Origin of the sequence: Aliagarivorans taiwanensis DSM 22990 (assembly GCF_000429505.1) — a bacterium.
GTDB classification, from domain to species: domain Bacteria; phylum Pseudomonadota; class Gammaproteobacteria; order Enterobacterales; family Celerinatantimonadaceae; genus Aliagarivorans; species Aliagarivorans taiwanensis.
Genome location: NZ_AUBZ01000027.1, coordinates 26,376 through 42,778 on the forward strand (window position 1 = coordinate 26,376; position 16,403 = coordinate 42,778).

Below are 16,403 nucleotides of genomic sequence, written 5' to 3' on the forward strand. Positions count from 1 at the left end.
GCGCGTAACGCCCTTTACTTAAGCTAACGCTTAGTGATTAGCAGGGGGCAATTTCGCCCCCTGAGTTTTATCCCTAAAATTCGAGGATTGAACAAATGGCAATTACTGCTGCCCTAGTAAAAGAACTGCGCGATCGTACCGGCGCAGGCATGATGGATTGTAAAAAAGCCCTTACCGAAACCAATGGCGACATCGAGCTGGCTATTGAGAACATGCGTAAGAGCGGTGCGGCGAAAGCAGCTAAAAAAGCAGGTAACATCGCTGCTGAAGGCGCAATCATCATCAAACAAGGTGAAGGTTTTGCGGCTCTGCTAGAAGTTAACTGCCAAACTGACTTCGTAGCCAAAGATGCTAACTTCACTGCATTCGCAGAGAAAGTAGCTGCTGCAGCTGCTGAAGCGAAAACCGACATCGAAACTCTGAAAGAGAAGTTCGAAGAAGAGCGTGTTCAACTGGTTGCTAAAATCGGTGAGAACATCTCAATCCGTCGCGTTGAATACCTAGACGGTGCAAGCATTGCTTCTTACCGCCACGGTGAGCGCATCGGTGTAGCAGTAACCGGTGAAGCTGATGCAGAAACTCTGAAGCACGTTGCTATGCACGTTGCTGCTTCTAAGCCAGAGTATCTGTCTCCAGAAGACGTTCCAGCGGACGTTGTAGAGAAAGAGAAGAAGCTGCAAATCGAGATTGCCATGAACGAAGGCAAGCCAGCTGAAATCGCAGAGAAAATGGTTACCGGCCGTATGAAGAAATTCACCGGCGAAATCTCTCTGACTGGCCAAGCATTCATCATGGAGCCTAAGAAAACTGTTGGCGCTATCTTGAAAGAGAAAGGCGCAACTGTAGCTGGCTTCATTCGCCTGGAAGTTGGCGAAGGTATTGAGAAGAAAGAAGAAGATTTCGCTGCTGAAGTTGCGGCGCAGATCGAAGCATCTAAAAAGTAATTTTTGTTGCACCCCAGGTTGCGGTATCATGCCGCAACCTTTCTTGTATTCGTTACACTAAAGAGACGCATATTAATATGAGTATCACTCCTAAACCTGCCTATCGTCGTATCCTCCTCAAATTGTCTGGTGAAGCCCTAATGGGTGAAGAAGGCTTTGGTATCGACCCTAAAGTGCTTGACCGCATGGCTCTAGAGATCAAAGAACTGGTTGAACTAGGTGTTCAAGTGGGCCTGGTTATCGGTGGTGGTAACCTGTTCAGGGGTGAAGGTCTGGCCAAAGCGGGTATGAACCGCGTTGTTGGCGACCACATGGGCATGTTGGCGACCGTGATGAACGGTCTGGCAATGCGTGATTCCCTGCACCGTAACTTCGTCAATGCGCGACTAATGTCAGCCATCGAATTGAATGGCGTATGTGATTCCTACAACTGGGCCGAGGCGATCAGTAACCTCAAGTCTGGCCGGGTTGTGATTTTCTCAGCAGGTACCGGTAATCCTTTCTTTACCACCGACTCTGCTGCTTGCTTGCGCGGCATTGAGATTGAAGCGGACGCGGTGTTCAAAGGCACCAAAGTCGACGGTGTATTCAGCGCCGATCCGGTAAAAGACCCGAATGCGACCCTGTACAGTGAACTGGATTACCAGGAAGTACTCGAAAAAGAATTAAAAGTGATGGACTTGGCCGCCTTTACCTTGGCGCGTGACCACAACCTGCCAATTCGTGTATTCAACATGAATAAGCCGGGTGCTCTGAAGAACGTGGTTATGGGCGCGTCTGAAGGCACCACCATTCATCACATTGACGCATAACTAAAACTAAGGGATCCCAACGTGATTGAAGATATCAAACTAGATGCTAAGCAGCGCATGGACAAGAGCCTGGAAGCGCTGAAGAACCAAATGAGCAAAGTGCGCACCGGTCGTGCCCACCCAAGCCTGCTAAACGGCATTATGGTTCCTTACTACGGTACTAACACTCCGCTAAACCAGGTGGGTAACGTGTCTACTGAAGACTCACGTACCCTGACTGTGACCGTATTCGACAACTCTGCGATTCAGGCTGTTGAGAAAGCGATCATGAGCTCTGATTTGGGCCTAAACCCAATGTCTGCGGGTAACGTTATTCGCATTCCTCTGCCTCCGCTGACCGAAGAACGTCGTCGCGACCTAATCAAGGTTGTACGCGGTGAAGCTGAGCAAGGTCGCGTAGCGATTCGTAATATTCGACGCGACGCTAACAGTGACGTGAAAGAGCTATTAAAAGAAAAAGAAATCAGCGAAGATGAAGATCGTCGCGCACAGGATGACATTCAGAAGATCACCGATGCAGCGGTGAAGAAAGTTGACGAAATGCTGGCAGCCAAAGAAGAAGAGCTGCTAGAAGTTTAAGCAACGCATAGATGTTATCTAGCCGTGTAGCTTTACACGGCTTTTTTATATGGACATGGGAAATATGAGTTCGAGTCTGGAGCAGATAAAAGCAGTAAAAGATGCTCTTCCACAGCATGTCGCCATCATCATGGACGGCAACGGTCGCTGGGCTCAGCAGCGTGGTAAGTTGCGGGTTTTGGGTCACCAGGCAGGGGTGAAAGCAGTCCGTAAGGTCGTGAGTTTAGCGACGCAACTTGAGCTCAAGAGCTTAACCTTGTTTGCATTCAGCAGTGAAAACTGGCGCCGCCCGGAGGAGGAGGTGTCAAGTTTAATGAACCTTTTCCTGAGTGTTTTGCAGCGAGAAGTCAAAAAGCTGAAAAACAACAATGTCCGCCTGCGGATAGTCGGTGACACCTCACGCTTTAGTGATAAGCTACGTCAGCGCATTCAGGCAGCAGAACAGATGACTGCCGACAACGACGGCCTGATCCTAAATATTGCTGCCAACTACGGCGGCCGCTGGGACATTGCCCAAGCCGCTCAGCAGCTTGCACAACAAGTTGCCGAAGGAACGCTGCAAGCCAGCGATATCGACGAGCAAGCCCTGAACCAACAGATTGCCGCTGAGTCGGTTGCTGATATCGATCTGCTGATCCGCACCGGCGGAGAGAAGCGCATCAGTAACTTCTTGCTATGGCAGATGGCTTACGCAGAACTATTCTTCAGTGACGTCCTTTGGCCCGATTTTGACGAGCAAGCATTCGCTGCCGCACTGGCGTGCTATGTGCAGCGAGAACGCCGCTTTGGCTGTACAGGGGAGCAAGTACGCAAGCTGCTTATAAGTAATAGTATGAACGAGGAAAATTTTGCTTAAACAACGCATCGCCACCGCCCTGATTTTGGCCCCCATCGCCCTGGCGGCGATTTTTTTGCTTCCGACCTTTAGCTTTGCTCTAGCCCTAGGCGGCGTGGTGTTACTGGCAGCTCGTGAGTGGGCGCGTATTGTGGCTCCGGATAACGGCAGCCGTGTACTAAGCTTCGCCAGCTTTACGCTTGTTCTCAGTGCCAGTGTGTGGCTCATCCCCTTAAGCGGCTTTGCTGCTAATCCATTGTTCGTGGCAATTTTAAGCGCCGGCCTGCTGTGGTGGCTCGGTAGTGTGCTGCTGATGCGTGGCTACCCTGATAGCGCTAAGCGCTGGAAGGATATGCGTTGGTTTAAGTTAGTCGCTGGCCTGTTGGTGTTGTTGCCATTCTACTGGTCGATGCTCTACCTGCGCGATTTAGACCCAGACAACCACATCAATGGTGGCATCTGGGTGTGCTATGTGTTGGCCTTGGTATGGGCTGCTGATAGCGGCGCCTATTTTGCAGGCAAACGCTTTGGTAAGCACAAGCTGGCGCCGAACGTTAGCCCCAAGAAAACCATTGAGGGCTTGCTGGGCGGCTTGCTGGTTGCCGGTTTAGTGAACGTGGTTGCCTTGTTATATCTCGATCTAGCGGGCGACAAAGTGGCCTTGTTCTCACTGGCCAGCGCACTCACCGTGATTGCCTCGGTGATTGGCGATCTGGTTGAGAGCATGTTTAAGCGTCAAGCGGGCATTAAAGACAGCGGCAGCCTGCTACCCGGTCATGGCGGCCTGCTTGATCGTATCGATAGCTTGACCGCTGCTATGCCGGTATTCGCCTTTTGCTATGTGATGTGGATGTAGTATGGCCAAGCAGCTGTTAATCCTTGGCGCCACCGGCTCCATTGGTACCAGTACCCTAAAAGTTGTCAGGGATAACCCTGACAACTTTTCTGTCTTTGGGCTGGTTGGTGGCCGCAACCATCAGGCCATGCTTGAACTGTGTCGTGAGTTTAGCCCGCGCTTTGTGGCGATGGCTGATGCAGATGCCAGTGAGCAGCTGGCGGGTGCATTGTCAGCCATTAGCCTTAGCTGTGAGCAGGTTCGCGGGCAGGCCGAGATCAATCAGCTTGCGCAGGCGGCCGAGGTTGACTTAGTGATGGCGGCGATCGTTAGCGCGGCGGGACTGCACTCCACCATGGCGGCAGTTAAAGCCGGTAAAACCGTGTTGCTGGCCAACAAAGAATCTTTAGTGATGAGTGGCAGCCTGTTGATGGAGCAGGCGCGACGCAGTGGTGCGACGATTATGCCGGTGGATAGTGAGCACAACGCCATCTACCAATGTATGCCGGAAGCGATCCAAGCCCAGCTCGGCTATTGCGACTTGGCTGCAAACGGTGTCAGCAAGGTGTTGTTAACCGGCTCTGGCGGACCGTTTCGTTACACCCCGGTAGAGCAGCTTAGCGCGGTGACCCCGGCTCAAGCCTGCGCCCACCCAAATTGGTCGATGGGACAGAAGATCTCGGTGGACTCGGCCACCATGATGAACAAAGGCCTTGAGTACATTGAGGCCAAGCACTTATTTAATACCCAGCGTGGGCAGATTGAAGTGGTTATACACCCACAATCGATCATCCACTCGATGGTGCAATACTGCGATGGCTCGGTGCTGGCACAGCTTGGCCAGCCGGATATGGCAACGCCTATCGCCTATGCCATGGCTTATCCAGAGCGGGTACCTACCTCGGTGGAGCCCTTGGATTTTGTGAAGTTGGGCGAACTTAGTTTCTTAGCGCCGGACTTCTCTCGTTATCCTTGTTTGAAGCTTGCCATCGACGCCTGTTACCATAGCCAAGCCGCGACCACGACCTTGAACGCGGCCAATGAGATTGCTGTGGCGGCATTTTTGTCGGGGCAGCTGGAATATTTACAGATTTCGCAGATCGTAGAGCAGTGTTTGGAGCGCATTCCAAGCGGTGTTCAACAAGATTCGATTGAAGCGTTGTTGGAGCTAGACCAACAGGTACGGGCAACGGCTGCTCAGTTAGTAGGAAGAGTGTAATGGCTGAAGCGTTATGGAACGCGATGTTTTTCGTCATAACCCTGGGAATTTTGGTTACCGTTCATGAGTTCGGTCACTTTTGGGTTGCCCGCCGCTGTGGAGTGAAGGTTGAACGCTTCTCCATTGGATTCGGTAAGGCGCTATGGCGTCGGATGGGCAAAGACGGCACTGAATATGTGGTCGCAATGATCCCCCTCGGTGGCTACGTTAAGATGCTCGATGAGCGGGTCGAAGAAGTCCCAGCCGAGCTCAAGCAGCAAGCCTTCACCTCAAAAAGCGTAGGCAAGCGCAGCGCCATCGTCGCAGCCGGCCCTATCGCCAACTTCCTGCTGGCTATCTTTGCGTTCTGGCTGACCTTTATGATTGGTGTCCCCAGCGTCAAACCGGTGATCGGTGAGCTGGCGGCTGAGTCGATTGCTGCGCGCTCGAGCTTGCAAGTGGGCGATCAAATCATCACCGTCGATGGTCAAGAGACCATCGATTGGGAAGCGGTTAACTTGGCGCTGGTTGAGTCGGTAGGCCAGTCAGAGATCCGCCTTGAGGTACGCGACAGCAATCAGCGCCTTAAGCAAGTGACCTTGGATAGCCAAACGTGGGAGCTCAACGATCAGCAAAGCCCCTTGCAGGCCCTGGGCCTGTTACCGTTCCGCCCAGAGGTGGAGCTTATCACCGCCCAAGTGGTCAAAGGCGACGCGGCTGAGCAGGCCGGCATTCAAGTCGGAGATGAATTGCTGAGCATTGACGGCGAACAATTGGCCAGTTGGCCGCAGTTTGTCGAAATTATTCAAGCCAGCCCAGAACAAACGCTTGATTTCACAGTCAAACGAGGTGCGCAGCTGCTTAACATCAGCGTACGGCCGGGTGCCCGTGAGGTTAACGGCGAGCTACAAGGTTACGTGGGTATTGCGCCCACCGCTGGAAGCTACCCGGAAGAGTACAAGCTCAACATTCAGTACGGATTGTTTGATAGCTTGGGCAAAGCCGTCGAGCGAACCTGGCAGCTGACCACACTGACCGTCTCGATGATTGGCAAGTTGGTGACAGGCGTGGTGTCTTTGGATAACCTTAGCGGGCCGATCTCTATCGCCAAAGGGGCTGGCGCCACCGCCGACTATGGGCTGGTGTATTTCCTCGGATTTGTTGCTTTAGTAAGTGTTAATTTAGGGATTATTAACTTGTTTCCTCTACCTGTGCTCGATGGTGGGCACCTGCTGTTTTTCGCTGTTGAAGTAGCGACTGGTAAGCCGGTTTCGGAACGAGTTCAGGATTTTGCGTATCGGCTGGGAGCCGCACTGGTAATGGGCCTAATGGTGCTTGCCGTGGTCAACGACGTAATGCGCTTATAACAATATAATTAGGAATATTTCGTTTTTTATGTTTAAAAAGCAGGTTCTTGCCGGGGTTATTCTGGCATGCATGACCGGTACGGCGGTTGCGAACGATGCCAGTCTTGCGGAGTTTGAAGTAGCAGACATTCGTGTTGAAGGCTTGCAGCGGGTATCTCTCGGTGCCGCGCTGTTGCAGATCCCACTACGGGTTGGCGATGATGTGGATAGCAAGGATATTATCGACAGCATCAAACAGCTTTATGCCAGCGGTAACTATGAAGATGTACAGGTATTTCGCGATGGCGATGCGGTGGTATTCCGCGTTGTGGAGCGACCCACCATCAGTAACATCAGTTTCTCGGGCAACAAAGACATCAAGTCTGAGCAACTGGAAGAGTCGCTGACCGCCTCGGGTATCCGCATCGGTGAGCCGCTGGATAAAACCAACATCCAGAACATTGAAAAGAGCCTGGAAGATTTCTACTACAGCGTGGGTAAGTACAGCGCTCGGGTAAAAGCAATCGTCACCCCGTTGCCGCGTAATCGGGTAGATCTGCGCTTTAACTTCCAAGAAGGTATCTCCGCCGAGATTGAGCAGATCAACATCATCGGCAACCAAGACTTCTCTGCCGGTGAGCTCATCAAGCGTATGAGCCTGACCGACAGCGTAGCCTGGTGGAACGTACTGGGCGATAAGAAGTACCAGAAGCAAAAGCTGGCGGCCGACATTGAGACCATCAACAGCTTCTACTTCGACCGCGGCTATGTGCGCTTCCAGGTGGAGTCCACTCAAGTCTCGCTTACTCCAGATCGCAAGGGCATCTACATCACGCTAAACCTCAACGAAGGCGAGGTTTACAGCATCAGTGAGGTGGAGCTAAGCGGCAACCTGCTGGACAAAGCCGAAGAGATGGAAGCGCTGGTCACCCTGATTCCGGGTGAGACCTACAGCGGCCAGAAGGTGACTGAAACCGAAGACTTGCTCGCGCAGTTCTTGGGCCGCTACGGCTATGCCTACCCACAAGTTCAGGTCTTCCCTGAGATTAACGATGAAGACCGCACCGTGAAGATGAACATCAATATCGAGCCGGGTGCTCGTGTGTATGTGCGTCGAATCAACTTCAGCGGTAATGTGATTACCAAAGACGAAGTACTGCGCCGTGAGATGCGTCAGATGGAAGGCACGTGGCTTTCCAGTCGTTTGCTGGAGCAGAGTCGTACCCGTCTAAACCGTCTTGGCTTCTTTGAAACCGTTGATGTGGAAACCGTGCGTTTGCCGGGCACTGACGACGAGGTGGATGTTAACTTCAGTGTGAAAGAGCAGCCTTCTGGCTCGTTCAACGCCGGTGTGGGCTACGGTACTGAATCGGGCCTGAGCCTGTCAGCCGGTGTGCAGCAAGATAACTTCTTGGGGTCTGGTAACCGCGCCGGTATCAACGTAAGTACGAACAAGTACTCGAAAAACTTTGATATCAACTACACCGACCCTTACTTCACCAAAGATGGGGTGAGCTTCGGTGGCCGTTTGTACTACACCGATTTCGAAGCATCTAACGCGGATCTGGTGGACTACAACAACAAAACCATCGGCCTGCGTGGCACCTTGGGCTTCCCGGTTAACGAGAACAACCGCCTGAGCTTTAGTTTGGGTGTTGAGCAGAACAAGATCTCTCAGCTGGAAGCCTACGAGCAGATCCAAGATTTCTGGGAGCTGCATGCTAGTAACGGTAGCGATGATAACTCACGTACCTTCGAGTCTTTGGATGTGACCATTGGTTGGAACCGCAACGCGCTCAACCGTTCGATGTTCCCATCGTCGGGTTCATCGCAGAGCTTCTCGACCAAGATTACGGTACCGGGCTCCGACGTTCAGTACTACAAGTCGAACTTCGAGAGCCGCCATTTCTTCCCGATCACCCGCAACCATGACTACGTGATCATGCTGAAAGGCCGGGTGGGCTACGGTAACGGCTATGGCAAGATTGACGGCAGCGACCACATCCTGCCGTTCTTCGAAAACTTCTACGGCGGTGGTTACTCCACCCTGCGTGGCTTCCGTTCTAACACAGTGGGACCGAAAGGTATCTATGTTGATGGTGGCCAAGGTCAAGATACCATTATCGGTTCCGAGAACTCGGTGGGCGGTAACGCCATTGCCATGGGCTCGGTGGAGCTGATTCTGCCTACCCCATTCCTGGATGAAGCCTATATTCGTCAGGTACGTACCACGGCCTTTATGGACTTTGGTACCGTGTGGGATACCGAGTTTGACTACGATCGCTATAAGAACATGAACTGCTTGCGCAACTGTGATCGAATCGGCGACTATTCTTCTCCAGATCGAATTCGTGCTTCGGCAGGTGTGTCGTTGCAATGGCTGTCACCGATGGGACCATTGGTGTTCTCACTGGCTTGGCCAATCAAAGATTACGCGGGTGACCGTAAAGAAACATTCTCGTTCAATATTGGACAAACATTCTAATTGGAATTTAGGAGCAATCTCTTGAAAAAACTAATTTCTACTCTGGTGCTAGGCGCATCGTTGGTTTTCCCTAGCCTGGCCGTACAGGCTGAAACCAAAGTCGCTGTGATTGATGTTCAGAGAATTTTCCAGGAAATGCCACAAGCCCAAGAGAGCGACAAGCGCATTCGTGATGAGTTCGAGCCGCGTGCTCAAGAGATCCGTAAGCTGGAAGACGAGCTACAGGCCCTGCTCGAGAAGCGCGAGCGTGACGCTGCGCTGATGAGCGAAGCCGATATGATCCAGATGAACCGTAAACTGCAATCTCTGGACAACCAGTACAAGCAAGCGCGTGGCTACTTCGAAGAAGACCGCCGCAAGCGCAGCGTGCAGGAGCAAGGTAAGTTGATGGCTATCATCGAAGCAGCCGTTATTACTGTTGCAGAGAGTGGCGGCTACGATTTGGTGCTACCTTTAGATGCAACTGCTTACTTCAGCAACAAACTGGACGTGACTGAGCAAGTGATTCAAGAAGCGACCAAGGCCAAGTAACATGCAAATTAGCTTAGCTGATATCGCCAAGCAGCTGGGCTTAGAACTTCGGGGAGATGGCAGCGCGCTTATCTCCCGTATCGCCCCGCTGGATAAGTCTGGTGAGGGCGATATTAGTTTTATGACCAGTGCAAAATATCGTGACCAATTAAGTCAGTGTCGGGCTTCTGCGCTGATCCTCGCCCCTGCTGTAGCCGATGAGTTTGCGGGCAACGTACTGTTGGCTGACGACCCGTATCTTGTGTATGCCAAGCTTGCCCAGCTGATGGATACCACACCCGCTTGCGCTGAAGGCATTGCCGAGTCGGCGGTGATCCACCCCAGTGCTCAGCTTGGAGAAGGCGTCAGTGTCGCTGCTAACGCAGTGATTGAGGCCAATGCGGTACTTGGCGATGGCGTGCAAGTCGGTGCCGGTAGTGTGGTTGGCCAAGGTGCCAAGCTCGGCAATGGCACCAAGCTATGGGCCAATGTCACCATTTACCATGGCGTTGAATTGGGCGCGAACTGCTTGGTGCAAAGTAACACCGAGATCGGCTCAGACGGCTTTGGTTACGCCAACGACCGCGGCCGCTGGGTGAAGATCCCACAGCTGGGCTCGGTGATTATCGGCGATAGCGTCGAGATTGGCGCCTCTACGACCATCGACCGCGGCGCACTCGATGACACCATCATCGCCAGCAATGTGATTATCGATAATCAGGTGCATATGGCCCATAACTGCCAGATAGGTGAGGGCACAGCCATTGCCGGTGGCGTGCAGATGGCTGGTTCAACCACTATCGGCCGCTATTGCATCCTTGGCGGCAATGTGGGAATTAATGGCCACATCAGTATTTGCGATCAGGTGACCATCACCGGCTATACCATGGTGGTTAAGTCGATCACCGAGCCGGGTACCTACTCATCCGGCATGCCTGCTATGGGCAACCGTGAGTGGCGCCGCTTGACCGCACGACTGGGTAAATTGGACGACATGCACAAGCGTTTGACCACGCTTGAGAAAAAGCAGGTCGGAGATCAGGATTCTTAAGTTAGGACAACACCTTGAGTAACGAATTAAATCGCTTAGAAATTCAGGACATTCTCGAACTTCTGCCCCATCGCTATCCGTTTCTGCTAGTGGATCGGGTACTGGATTTCGAAGCGGGTAAACGCCTGCTCGGTGTGAAGAACGTGACCTTTAACGAGCCGTTCTTCACCGGCCACTTCCCGCAGCAACCGGTCTTTCCCGGCGTGTTAATCTTAGAAGCGATGGCGCAATGTACTGGCTTGCTGGCGTTTAAATCAACCAGCAAACCGGCCGACAACGAGCTGTACTATTTTGCCGCCGTTGATAACGCGCGCTTCAAAAAGCCAGTGGGACCTGGCGATGTAATGCACATGGAGGTGACCTTACTTCGCGACCGCCGTGGCATCGGCAAATTCGCCTGTGTTGCAAAGGTCGAGGATGAGATCGTCTGCGAGGCGGAAATTATGTGTGCCCGCCGCGCCTATAAGTAATTGGAACACTGAATGACAGATAACACTGTGACTATCCACCCTACCGCGATCATCGAAGGTGAGGTTGAGTTTGGCGCGAATGTGAGCGTCGGCGCTTTCTCTATCATTCGCGGTAAGGTAAAGATTGGAGAGGGCACTCAAATCGCCTCTCACGTTGTCATCAAAGGCAGCACCACCATCGGCAAGAACAACCGGATCTTCCAGTTCGCGTCGGTGGGCGAAGATTGTCAGGATCTTAAATACGCCGGTGAAGAGACCTTCCTCGAGATTGGTGATAACAACACCATCCGTGAGAGCGTGACGATTCACCGCGGTACGGTTCAGGATAAGAGCCTGACCAAGATCGGCAGCAACAACCTGTTTATGATTAACGCCCACGTCGCCCACGATTGTGTGATTGGCGATGGCTGTATCTTTGCTAACAACGCCACCTTGGCGGGTCATGTGAAGATTGGCGATGCAGTAATCTTCGGCGGCCAGGCAGCTATCCACCAGTTTGGTAAAGTTGGCTCTTACGCCTTTGTCGGTGGCTGCGCTGCGGTAAACAAAGACGTGCCTCCTTACGTGATGGCTGTGGGCAACTATGCCCGCCCGGTGGCGGTTAATACCGAAGGCTTGTTGCGTCGTGGCTTCTCGAAAGATGTGGTTCGTGCAGTACGCAATGCCTACAAAGTGCTGTATCGCAGCGGTAATACCTTGGAGCAGGCCATCGAAGAGATTGAAGTGCTGGCCAAGACCCACAGCGAAGTTCAACTGTTTGTAGACTTCCTGAAGGAAAACGGCCGCGGCATCGTTCGCTAGCGGGTCTTTTTCTGATAAAGAGCCGGGCTTTAGCCCGGTTTTTTTATCCCTGATTTTCTCTTACCGGTCAGATGGCTATGTTAGTATTCCGCATCTAACCTCGGGGCGAGCTAGCCCTTTTGTTGAATCATCTTTGGAGCGTAACTTGAGTCATTCATCGTCACATCGCCCCCATATTGCACTGGTTGCCGGAGAAGTCTCTGGCGATATTCTTGGCGCAGGTCTGATTAAGGCGCTAAAGAAGCGCTACCCAAATGCCCGCTTTAGCGGTATTGCTGGGCCGCTGATGAAGGCTGAAGGCTGTGAAGCGCTGTTCGATATGGAAGAGCTGTCGGTGATGGGGCTGGTTGAGGTATTGGGGCGCTTGCCACGCATTCTCAAGGTGCGCAGAAGCACGATTCAGCACTATCTGGACTATCCCCCCGACGTGTTTGTCGGTATCGATGCGCCGGATTTTAACCTCGGGGTCGAAGCCAAGCTGCACGCTGCAGGCATTAAAACCGTCCACTATGTTAGTCCTTCAGTGTGGGCCTGGAAGCAAAAACGGGTGTTTAAGATCAAGGCCGGCTGCGACAAGGTGCTGGTGTTCCTACCTTTTGAGAAAGCCTTCTACGACCGCTTCGATGTGCCTTGTGAGTTTGTTGGCCACACCCTGGCCGATCAGATCCCCCTGCATAGCGACAAGCTAGATGCCCGTGGCAAATTAGGGCTTACCAGCGATGCGCCAACCTTGGCGCTGCTGCCGGGCAGTCGCAACGCCGAAGTTGGGCTATTAAGCCCGGTTTACCTGCAAGCTGCCAAGCGTTTGCATGCTGAGATCCCGAACTTGCAGATTGTGGTGCCCTTGGTGAATGCCCGTCGCCGCGAGCAGTTTGAGGCCTTGGTCGAAGAGTTCGGTAAGGACTTACCGCTGACCTTGGTCGATGGTCAGGCGCGTGATGCCATGGCGGCCAGCGATGTGGTGTTGCTGGCATCGGGCACCGCCACCTTGGAGGCGATGCTGGTGAAGCGGCCGATGGTGGTAGGTTACCGCTTTAACCGCCTGACCTACGAGATTGGCAAGCGTTTGGTCAAAACCAAGTATGCTGCGCTGCCCAACCTGCTGGCCGACGACATGTTGGTGCAGGAGTATATCCAAGATGATTGCACACCGGAGCAGCTCTCCGCCGAGTTGTTGCACCTGTTTAAGCAGGACAACCGCGCGCTTTTGGCCCGCTTTGAGGAGCTGCATCAAACCATCCGCCGCGACGCCGATGAGCGCGCCGCCGCAGCGGTTGCCGAGCTACTGTAGCGCTCAGCTGCGCTCTGCGGGATAGAGGCGCTGCTGGCAGTCACTCCACTGCAGACCCTCTAACTGCATCATCGGCATCAACGCCGGTAGGGCATCTAGCGCCTTGGGATGGATGTCATGGAACAAGATGATGCCGCGACGCCACAATAGCATCAGCCGCTGAACACGCAAGCTCACCTGCTCGGCGCTAAGATTGCGCCGCCAGTCCAGGCTGTCGATATTCCATAGTACCAGCGGAATGTTTTGCTCAGCGGTGTACTCGCTGACAGCCTCGCTGCGCATCCCATAGGGCGGGCGAAACGCAACCGGGGCCGAGTTATCGCCATCGGTCACCGCACGGATGGCCGCCTGGGTATTGCTCAGAGATTCGATGGCAGGCGCGAGCTCACGGTGTGGGTTATGCGCCCAGCCGTGGGATGCCAGGCAGTGCCCTTGGTAGGTGCCACGCCAGCGCTCGGGCTGGCCTAGTTTTTCCCCCAATACAAAAAATGCCGCTGAGATGCCCTGTCCGCCCAGGTAGTCGGTCAGAGCTTCGGTTCGGCTGGGGTGAGGGCCATCATCGAAGCTAAGCATAAACTCGCCGTCCGCTAGCTCGAAGCCGCTTTGCTCATGCTCGCCCAAGCTGGCAATTTCGCTGCTGACCCGCGGAAAAAGGGCTGCCAAGCGCAGCTGCTCACGCATGTACCGTTGATGAAAGCCTTGGGCCTCGCTCAGCCAGCTCGGTTCCGCGTGCGCCAGCAACGCTTCGGCGTAGGCGATAAGCTCTGGCCAGCTCTTTGGCGCGCTATCGCCCGCTTTGTTCATGTTGTCCAACAGTCGCTGTTGGGTGAGCGCTATCCAACGCTGTGCCGATGCGACATCGGGGTTCTCAACTTTTACTCCCTCAAACAGCTCGCCTTCAAGCTGCTGATTCAAGGCCAGCGAGAAGACCGCAATCTCATTGGCGGAGGCGCGGTTATAGGCCTCCATCGACGCGAAGGTCGCGATAGGGCTAGCGGGTTCTGCTTGCGCCGGGCTTAGCGAAATTACCGCGAGCAATAGGCCGCTGAAAATCTGTTTTAGCATGTCAGTGATTCATTCGATAAATGGCAAGCGATGACGGCTTAGGTGTTGTGTCATCGCTTGAGTATAAAAAAATGGCGCAGCTCTATGCCACGCCATTGCCGGGAAGTTAGAGGACTAGTTAGCCAACTTCTCTTTCATGCGCGCGATGCCGTTGTGGTAGGCACTGTGCTCACGCAGCGCTAAAGCGGCTTCGAAGTGAGTCAGCGCCTCTGGCCAGTTACCGGCTTTTTCATAGATGCGAGCGATGTTAAAGAATGAGCCCGCTTTAATGGTGTTGGCGCGGCTACCCGAGGCGAGCTCAATCGCTTTACGGTTGGCCCACAGCGCTTCTGCATTGCGGCCCAGTTTGGGGTAGGTCACGCCCAAGTTGCCGTAGGCCTGGCTGAACTCTGGGTTTAGGTTAAGCGCCTCTTGGAACAGGTACATCGCCTGCTCGTAGTTACCCTCGGCGTAAACCGCTTCACCGCGGGTGTTTAGCTGGCGGGCGCGCTGCTTCATCGCATCGGTGATCACCGCATGACTCTCGAAGCTATCCGCAGCCAGCAGCTCGCGCATATGGTCGCGGCTGCTCTCTTCACTAGGCAGAGACAGGTACTGGTTAATGTCGTGGAAGGCGCCGCTCTCATCGATGCCAAATACTACCCAATTGTTGGCCTCGATGCCTTCGGCCACTTGGTAGCTACGGATAAGGGTGCGGCCTACATACACCTCTACGCGCGCGTTGCTGCGAGATAGGGCGCTGGAGTTCAGTTGGTCTCGGTTGCTGTAATCGCGCACCATGTAGACATAGCGATCGCCCTGTTTACGCTGGGTAATGGTGATGGTTTCTGGGCCATAGCTGTCGGTATCGTCTACATCCAGATGGGCGTTGTTGCCTTCTTTGGCATACCACGCGATATGGTTGCCAGAGTAGGTTAAGTGGGAATCGAGATCAGAGGGCTTCGCGCCCCAGGTCAGTACGATGCGCATACCATCAAGGTTTGGCATCTCAGGGGAGAGGGCGTAGGTGAAGCCATCACAGGGACACTTCACCACCAAGGTTGAGTAGCCGTCTTTTTCGATCAGCATGGTGGTGTCGCCATCGTCAGCGAAGCCGCCCATTTCTACCTGACCACGGCTGTTGGTTTGTGAACGCAGCGAGCTTTCGCCGCTACGCTGCCAGGTGACTTGGGCATCGCCAATCGGCGTGTCTTTTTTTACTGCGCTGAGAACCTGAATCGAGGCGGCGTTTACTGAAAGGCTTAGCACCAGCGCTGCGATACCGATACTTAGGGATGAGAATCGTCTATTCATAGTCGTACTTGGATCTTGGAGTTATAAAAAATGCGTTATATCAAAACCTTAGCGATGTCGGTAATCACATTTATCTCATTTGAAATGATTTGAGGTCATCCGGCATAAGCGGTGGTGCGGGGGCGGCTTTTTTTTGGTAGCTGAGGTAACATATAGGGAGTACTAACGTAGCGTGGTAAAACTGCGCACGATAACCAGACAAGCGCGTTGAATGACTGAATTTGAATACCCTCCCATCGCTGGCTATTTCGCCGGTGTTGACGAAGTTGGCCGAGGCCCCTTAGTGGGCGATGTAGTAACTGCAGCGGTCATCCTAGACCCAAGCAAACCGATTACTGGTCTTAACGACTCGAAAAAGCTCAGCGAGAAAAAGCGCCTGGCCTTAGCCGAAGAGATCAAGGCCAACGCGCTGGCGTGGGCGATTGGTCGCGCCACGCCTGCGGAGATTGACCAACTGAACATCTTGCAAGCGACCATGGTGGCGATGCAACGTGCGGTGCAAGGCTTGAGCGTTCAGCCCGGCTATGTGTTGGTGGATGGCAATCGCACCCCAGACTTTGGCCTGCCTGCAGAAGCGGTGGTCAAAGGTGATGGCCGGGTGGCCGAGATCAGCGCCGCCTCGATTATCGCCAAGGTACAACGTGACCATGAGATGGCTGAGCTCGATAAGCTTCACCCTGAGTATGGCTTTGCCAAGCACAAGGGCTATCCCACCGCACTGCATATGGAAAAGCTGGCCGAGCTTGGGCCTCTTGCTGAACATCGCCGCAGCTTTAAGCCCGTACAGCGCGCGCTGGGGCAGGGGAGCTAGGCGTGAGTGATCAGCAGATGAGCGACGCTGGCACTCAGCAAGAGCAGGTGCAAGAACAAGAGCAAGGCGTCGAGCCG

At 53.7% G+C, this 16,403-nt stretch carries 16 protein-coding genes; 14 read left to right on the forward strand and 2 right to left on the reverse strand.

The features are described 5' to 3' along the window. The first annotated feature begins 95 nt into the window (after window positions 1-95). From tsf to lpxB, 13 genes are all read left to right on the forward strand, one after another. Complete coding sequence (gene tsf / locus G462_RS0113595) at window positions 96-944, forward strand: translation elongation factor Ts (protein ID WP_026959479.1); 849 nt, start codon at window positions 96-98, stop codon at window positions 942-944. 77 nt (window positions 945-1,021) lie between these two features. Beyond that, a complete protein-coding gene (pyrH, locus tag G462_RS0113600; RefSeq protein WP_026959480.1) occupies window positions 1,022-1,756 on the forward strand; it encodes a UMP kinase in 735 nt (244 codons plus the stop codon). A gap of 21 nt (window positions 1,757-1,777) precedes the next feature. Next, entirely contained in the window at window positions 1,778-2,335 is a 558-nt protein-coding gene (frr, locus tag G462_RS0113605) for a ribosome recycling factor (RefSeq protein ID WP_026959481.1), read from the forward strand. Window positions 2,336-2,399: 64 nt separating this feature from the next. Continuing rightward, the gene (locus tag G462_RS0113610) at window positions 2,400-3,191 is read left to right on the forward strand and encodes an undecaprenyl pyrophosphate synthase (RefSeq protein WP_026959482.1); all 792 of its coding nucleotides are present in this window, start codon (window positions 2,400-2,402) and stop codon (window positions 3,189-3,191) included. Then, complete coding sequence (locus tag G462_RS0113615) at window positions 3,184-4,026, forward strand: phosphatidate cytidylyltransferase (RefSeq protein WP_026959483.1); 843 nt, start codon at window positions 3,184-3,186, stop codon at window positions 4,024-4,026. The genes G462_RS0113610 and G462_RS0113615 overlap by 8 nt, the downstream gene beginning before the upstream one ends. Window position 4,027: 1 nt before the next feature. Then, window positions 4,028-5,224: a 1-deoxy-D-xylulose-5-phosphate reductoisomerase gene (ispC, locus tag G462_RS0113620; RefSeq protein ID WP_026959484.1), complete on the forward strand. Its 1,197-nt coding sequence runs from the start codon at window positions 4,028-4,030 to the stop codon at window positions 5,222-5,224. Beyond that, window positions 5,224-6,570, forward strand: coding sequence for a sigma E protease regulator RseP (rseP, locus tag G462_RS0113625; protein WP_026959485.1), 1,347 nt, complete (start codon window positions 5,224-5,226; stop codon window positions 6,568-6,570). Before ispC ends, rseP begins: the two co-directional genes overlap by 1 nt. 28 nt (window positions 6,571-6,598) lie before the next feature. After that, window positions 6,599-9,034, forward strand: coding sequence for an outer membrane protein assembly factor BamA (gene bamA, locus G462_RS0113630; RefSeq protein ID WP_026959486.1), 2,436 nt, complete (start codon window positions 6,599-6,601; stop codon window positions 9,032-9,034). A 21-nt stretch (window positions 9,035-9,055) separates the two neighbouring features. Continuing rightward, window positions 9,056-9,565 carry an OmpH/Skp family outer membrane protein gene (locus G462_RS0113635; protein WP_051326747.1) on the forward strand — a complete coding sequence of 170 codons (510 nt, stop codon included), beginning with the start codon at window positions 9,056-9,058 and terminating at the stop codon, window positions 9,563-9,565. A 1-nt stretch (window position 9,566) separates the two neighbouring features. Further along, complete coding sequence (lpxD, locus tag G462_RS0113640) at window positions 9,567-10,595, forward strand: UDP-3-O-(3-hydroxymyristoyl)glucosamine N-acyltransferase (RefSeq protein WP_026959488.1); 1,029 nt, start codon at window positions 9,567-9,569, stop codon at window positions 10,593-10,595. A 14-nt stretch (window positions 10,596-10,609) separates the two neighbouring features. Next, window positions 10,610-11,065: a 3-hydroxyacyl-ACP dehydratase FabZ gene (fabZ, locus tag G462_RS0113645; protein ID WP_026959489.1), complete on the forward strand. Its 456-nt coding sequence runs from the start codon at window positions 10,610-10,612 to the stop codon at window positions 11,063-11,065. Window positions 11,066-11,077: 12 nt separating this feature from the next. Beyond that, window positions 11,078-11,866 (forward strand): acyl-ACP--UDP-N-acetylglucosamine O-acyltransferase, encoded by a 789-nt coding sequence (gene lpxA, locus G462_RS0113650; RefSeq protein WP_026959490.1) that lies wholly within the window; start codon window positions 11,078-11,080, stop codon window positions 11,864-11,866. Between the two features lie 145 nt (window positions 11,867-12,011). Beyond that, window positions 12,012-13,157, forward strand: a complete 1,146-nt coding sequence (gene lpxB, locus G462_RS0113655; RefSeq protein WP_026959491.1) for a lipid-A-disaccharide synthase — start codon at window positions 12,012-12,014, stop codon at window positions 13,155-13,157. 3 nt (window positions 13,158-13,160) lie between these two features. On the opposite strand, the gene G462_RS22840 is transcribed toward lpxB, so the two are convergent. Together G462_RS22840 and G462_RS0113665 are read right to left on the reverse strand one after the other, a co-directional pair. Next, window positions 13,161-14,222 carry a polysaccharide deacetylase family protein gene (locus G462_RS22840; protein ID WP_051326748.1) on the reverse strand — a complete coding sequence of 354 codons (1,062 nt, stop codon included), beginning with the start codon at window positions 14,220-14,222 and terminating at the stop codon, window positions 13,161-13,163. Window positions 14,223-14,336: 114 nt separating this feature from the next. Then, a complete protein-coding gene (locus G462_RS0113665) occupies window positions 14,337-15,515 on the reverse strand; it encodes a tetratricopeptide repeat protein (RefSeq protein WP_026959492.1) in 1,179 nt (392 codons plus the stop codon). Window positions 15,516-15,726: 211 nt separating this feature from the next. Here G462_RS0113665 and rnhB point away from each other — a divergent pair, with 211 nt between their 5' ends. Beyond that, complete coding sequence (rnhB, locus tag G462_RS0113670) at window positions 15,727-16,326, forward strand: ribonuclease HII (RefSeq protein WP_026959493.1); 600 nt, start codon at window positions 15,727-15,729, stop codon at window positions 16,324-16,326. Window positions 16,327-16,403: the final 77 nt, after the last annotated feature.

What these genes read in the sequence shown, in the direction of transcription:
- tsf (WP_026959479.1), top strand. Translation starts at nt 96, where the DNA reads ATGGCAATTACTGCTGCCCTAGTAAAAGAACTGCGCGATCGTACCGGC.
- pyrH (WP_026959480.1), top strand. Translation starts at nt 1,022, where the DNA reads ATGAGTATCACTCCTAAACCTGCCTATCGTCGTATCCTCCTCAAATTG.
- G462_RS0113610 (WP_026959482.1), top strand. Translation starts at nt 2,400, where the DNA reads ATGAGTTCGAGTCTGGAGCAGATAAAAGCAGTAAAAGATGCTCTTCCA.
- ispC (WP_026959484.1), top strand. Translation starts at nt 4,028, where the DNA reads ATGGCCAAGCAGCTGTTAATCCTTGGCGCCACCGGCTCCATTGGTACC.
- rseP (WP_026959485.1), top strand. Translation starts at nt 5,224, where the DNA reads ATGGCTGAAGCGTTATGGAACGCGATGTTTTTCGTCATAACCCTGGGA.
- bamA (WP_026959486.1), top strand. Translation starts at nt 6,599, where the DNA reads ATGTTTAAAAAGCAGGTTCTTGCCGGGGTTATTCTGGCATGCATGACC.
- lpxD (WP_026959488.1), top strand. Translation starts at nt 9,567, where the DNA reads ATGCAAATTAGCTTAGCTGATATCGCCAAGCAGCTGGGCTTAGAACTT.
- lpxA (WP_026959490.1), top strand. Translation starts at nt 11,078, where the DNA reads ATGACAGATAACACTGTGACTATCCACCCTACCGCGATCATCGAAGGT.
- G462_RS22840 (WP_051326748.1), bottom strand. Translation starts at nt 14,222, where the DNA reads ATGCTAAAACAGATTTTCAGCGGCCTATTGCTCGCGGTAATTTCGCTA.
- G462_RS0113665 (WP_026959492.1), bottom strand. Translation starts at nt 15,515, where the DNA reads ATGAATAGACGATTCTCATCCCTAAGTATCGGTATCGCAGCGCTGGTG.
- rnhB (WP_026959493.1), top strand. Translation starts at nt 15,727, where the DNA reads ATGACTGAATTTGAATACCCTCCCATCGCTGGCTATTTCGCCGGTGTT.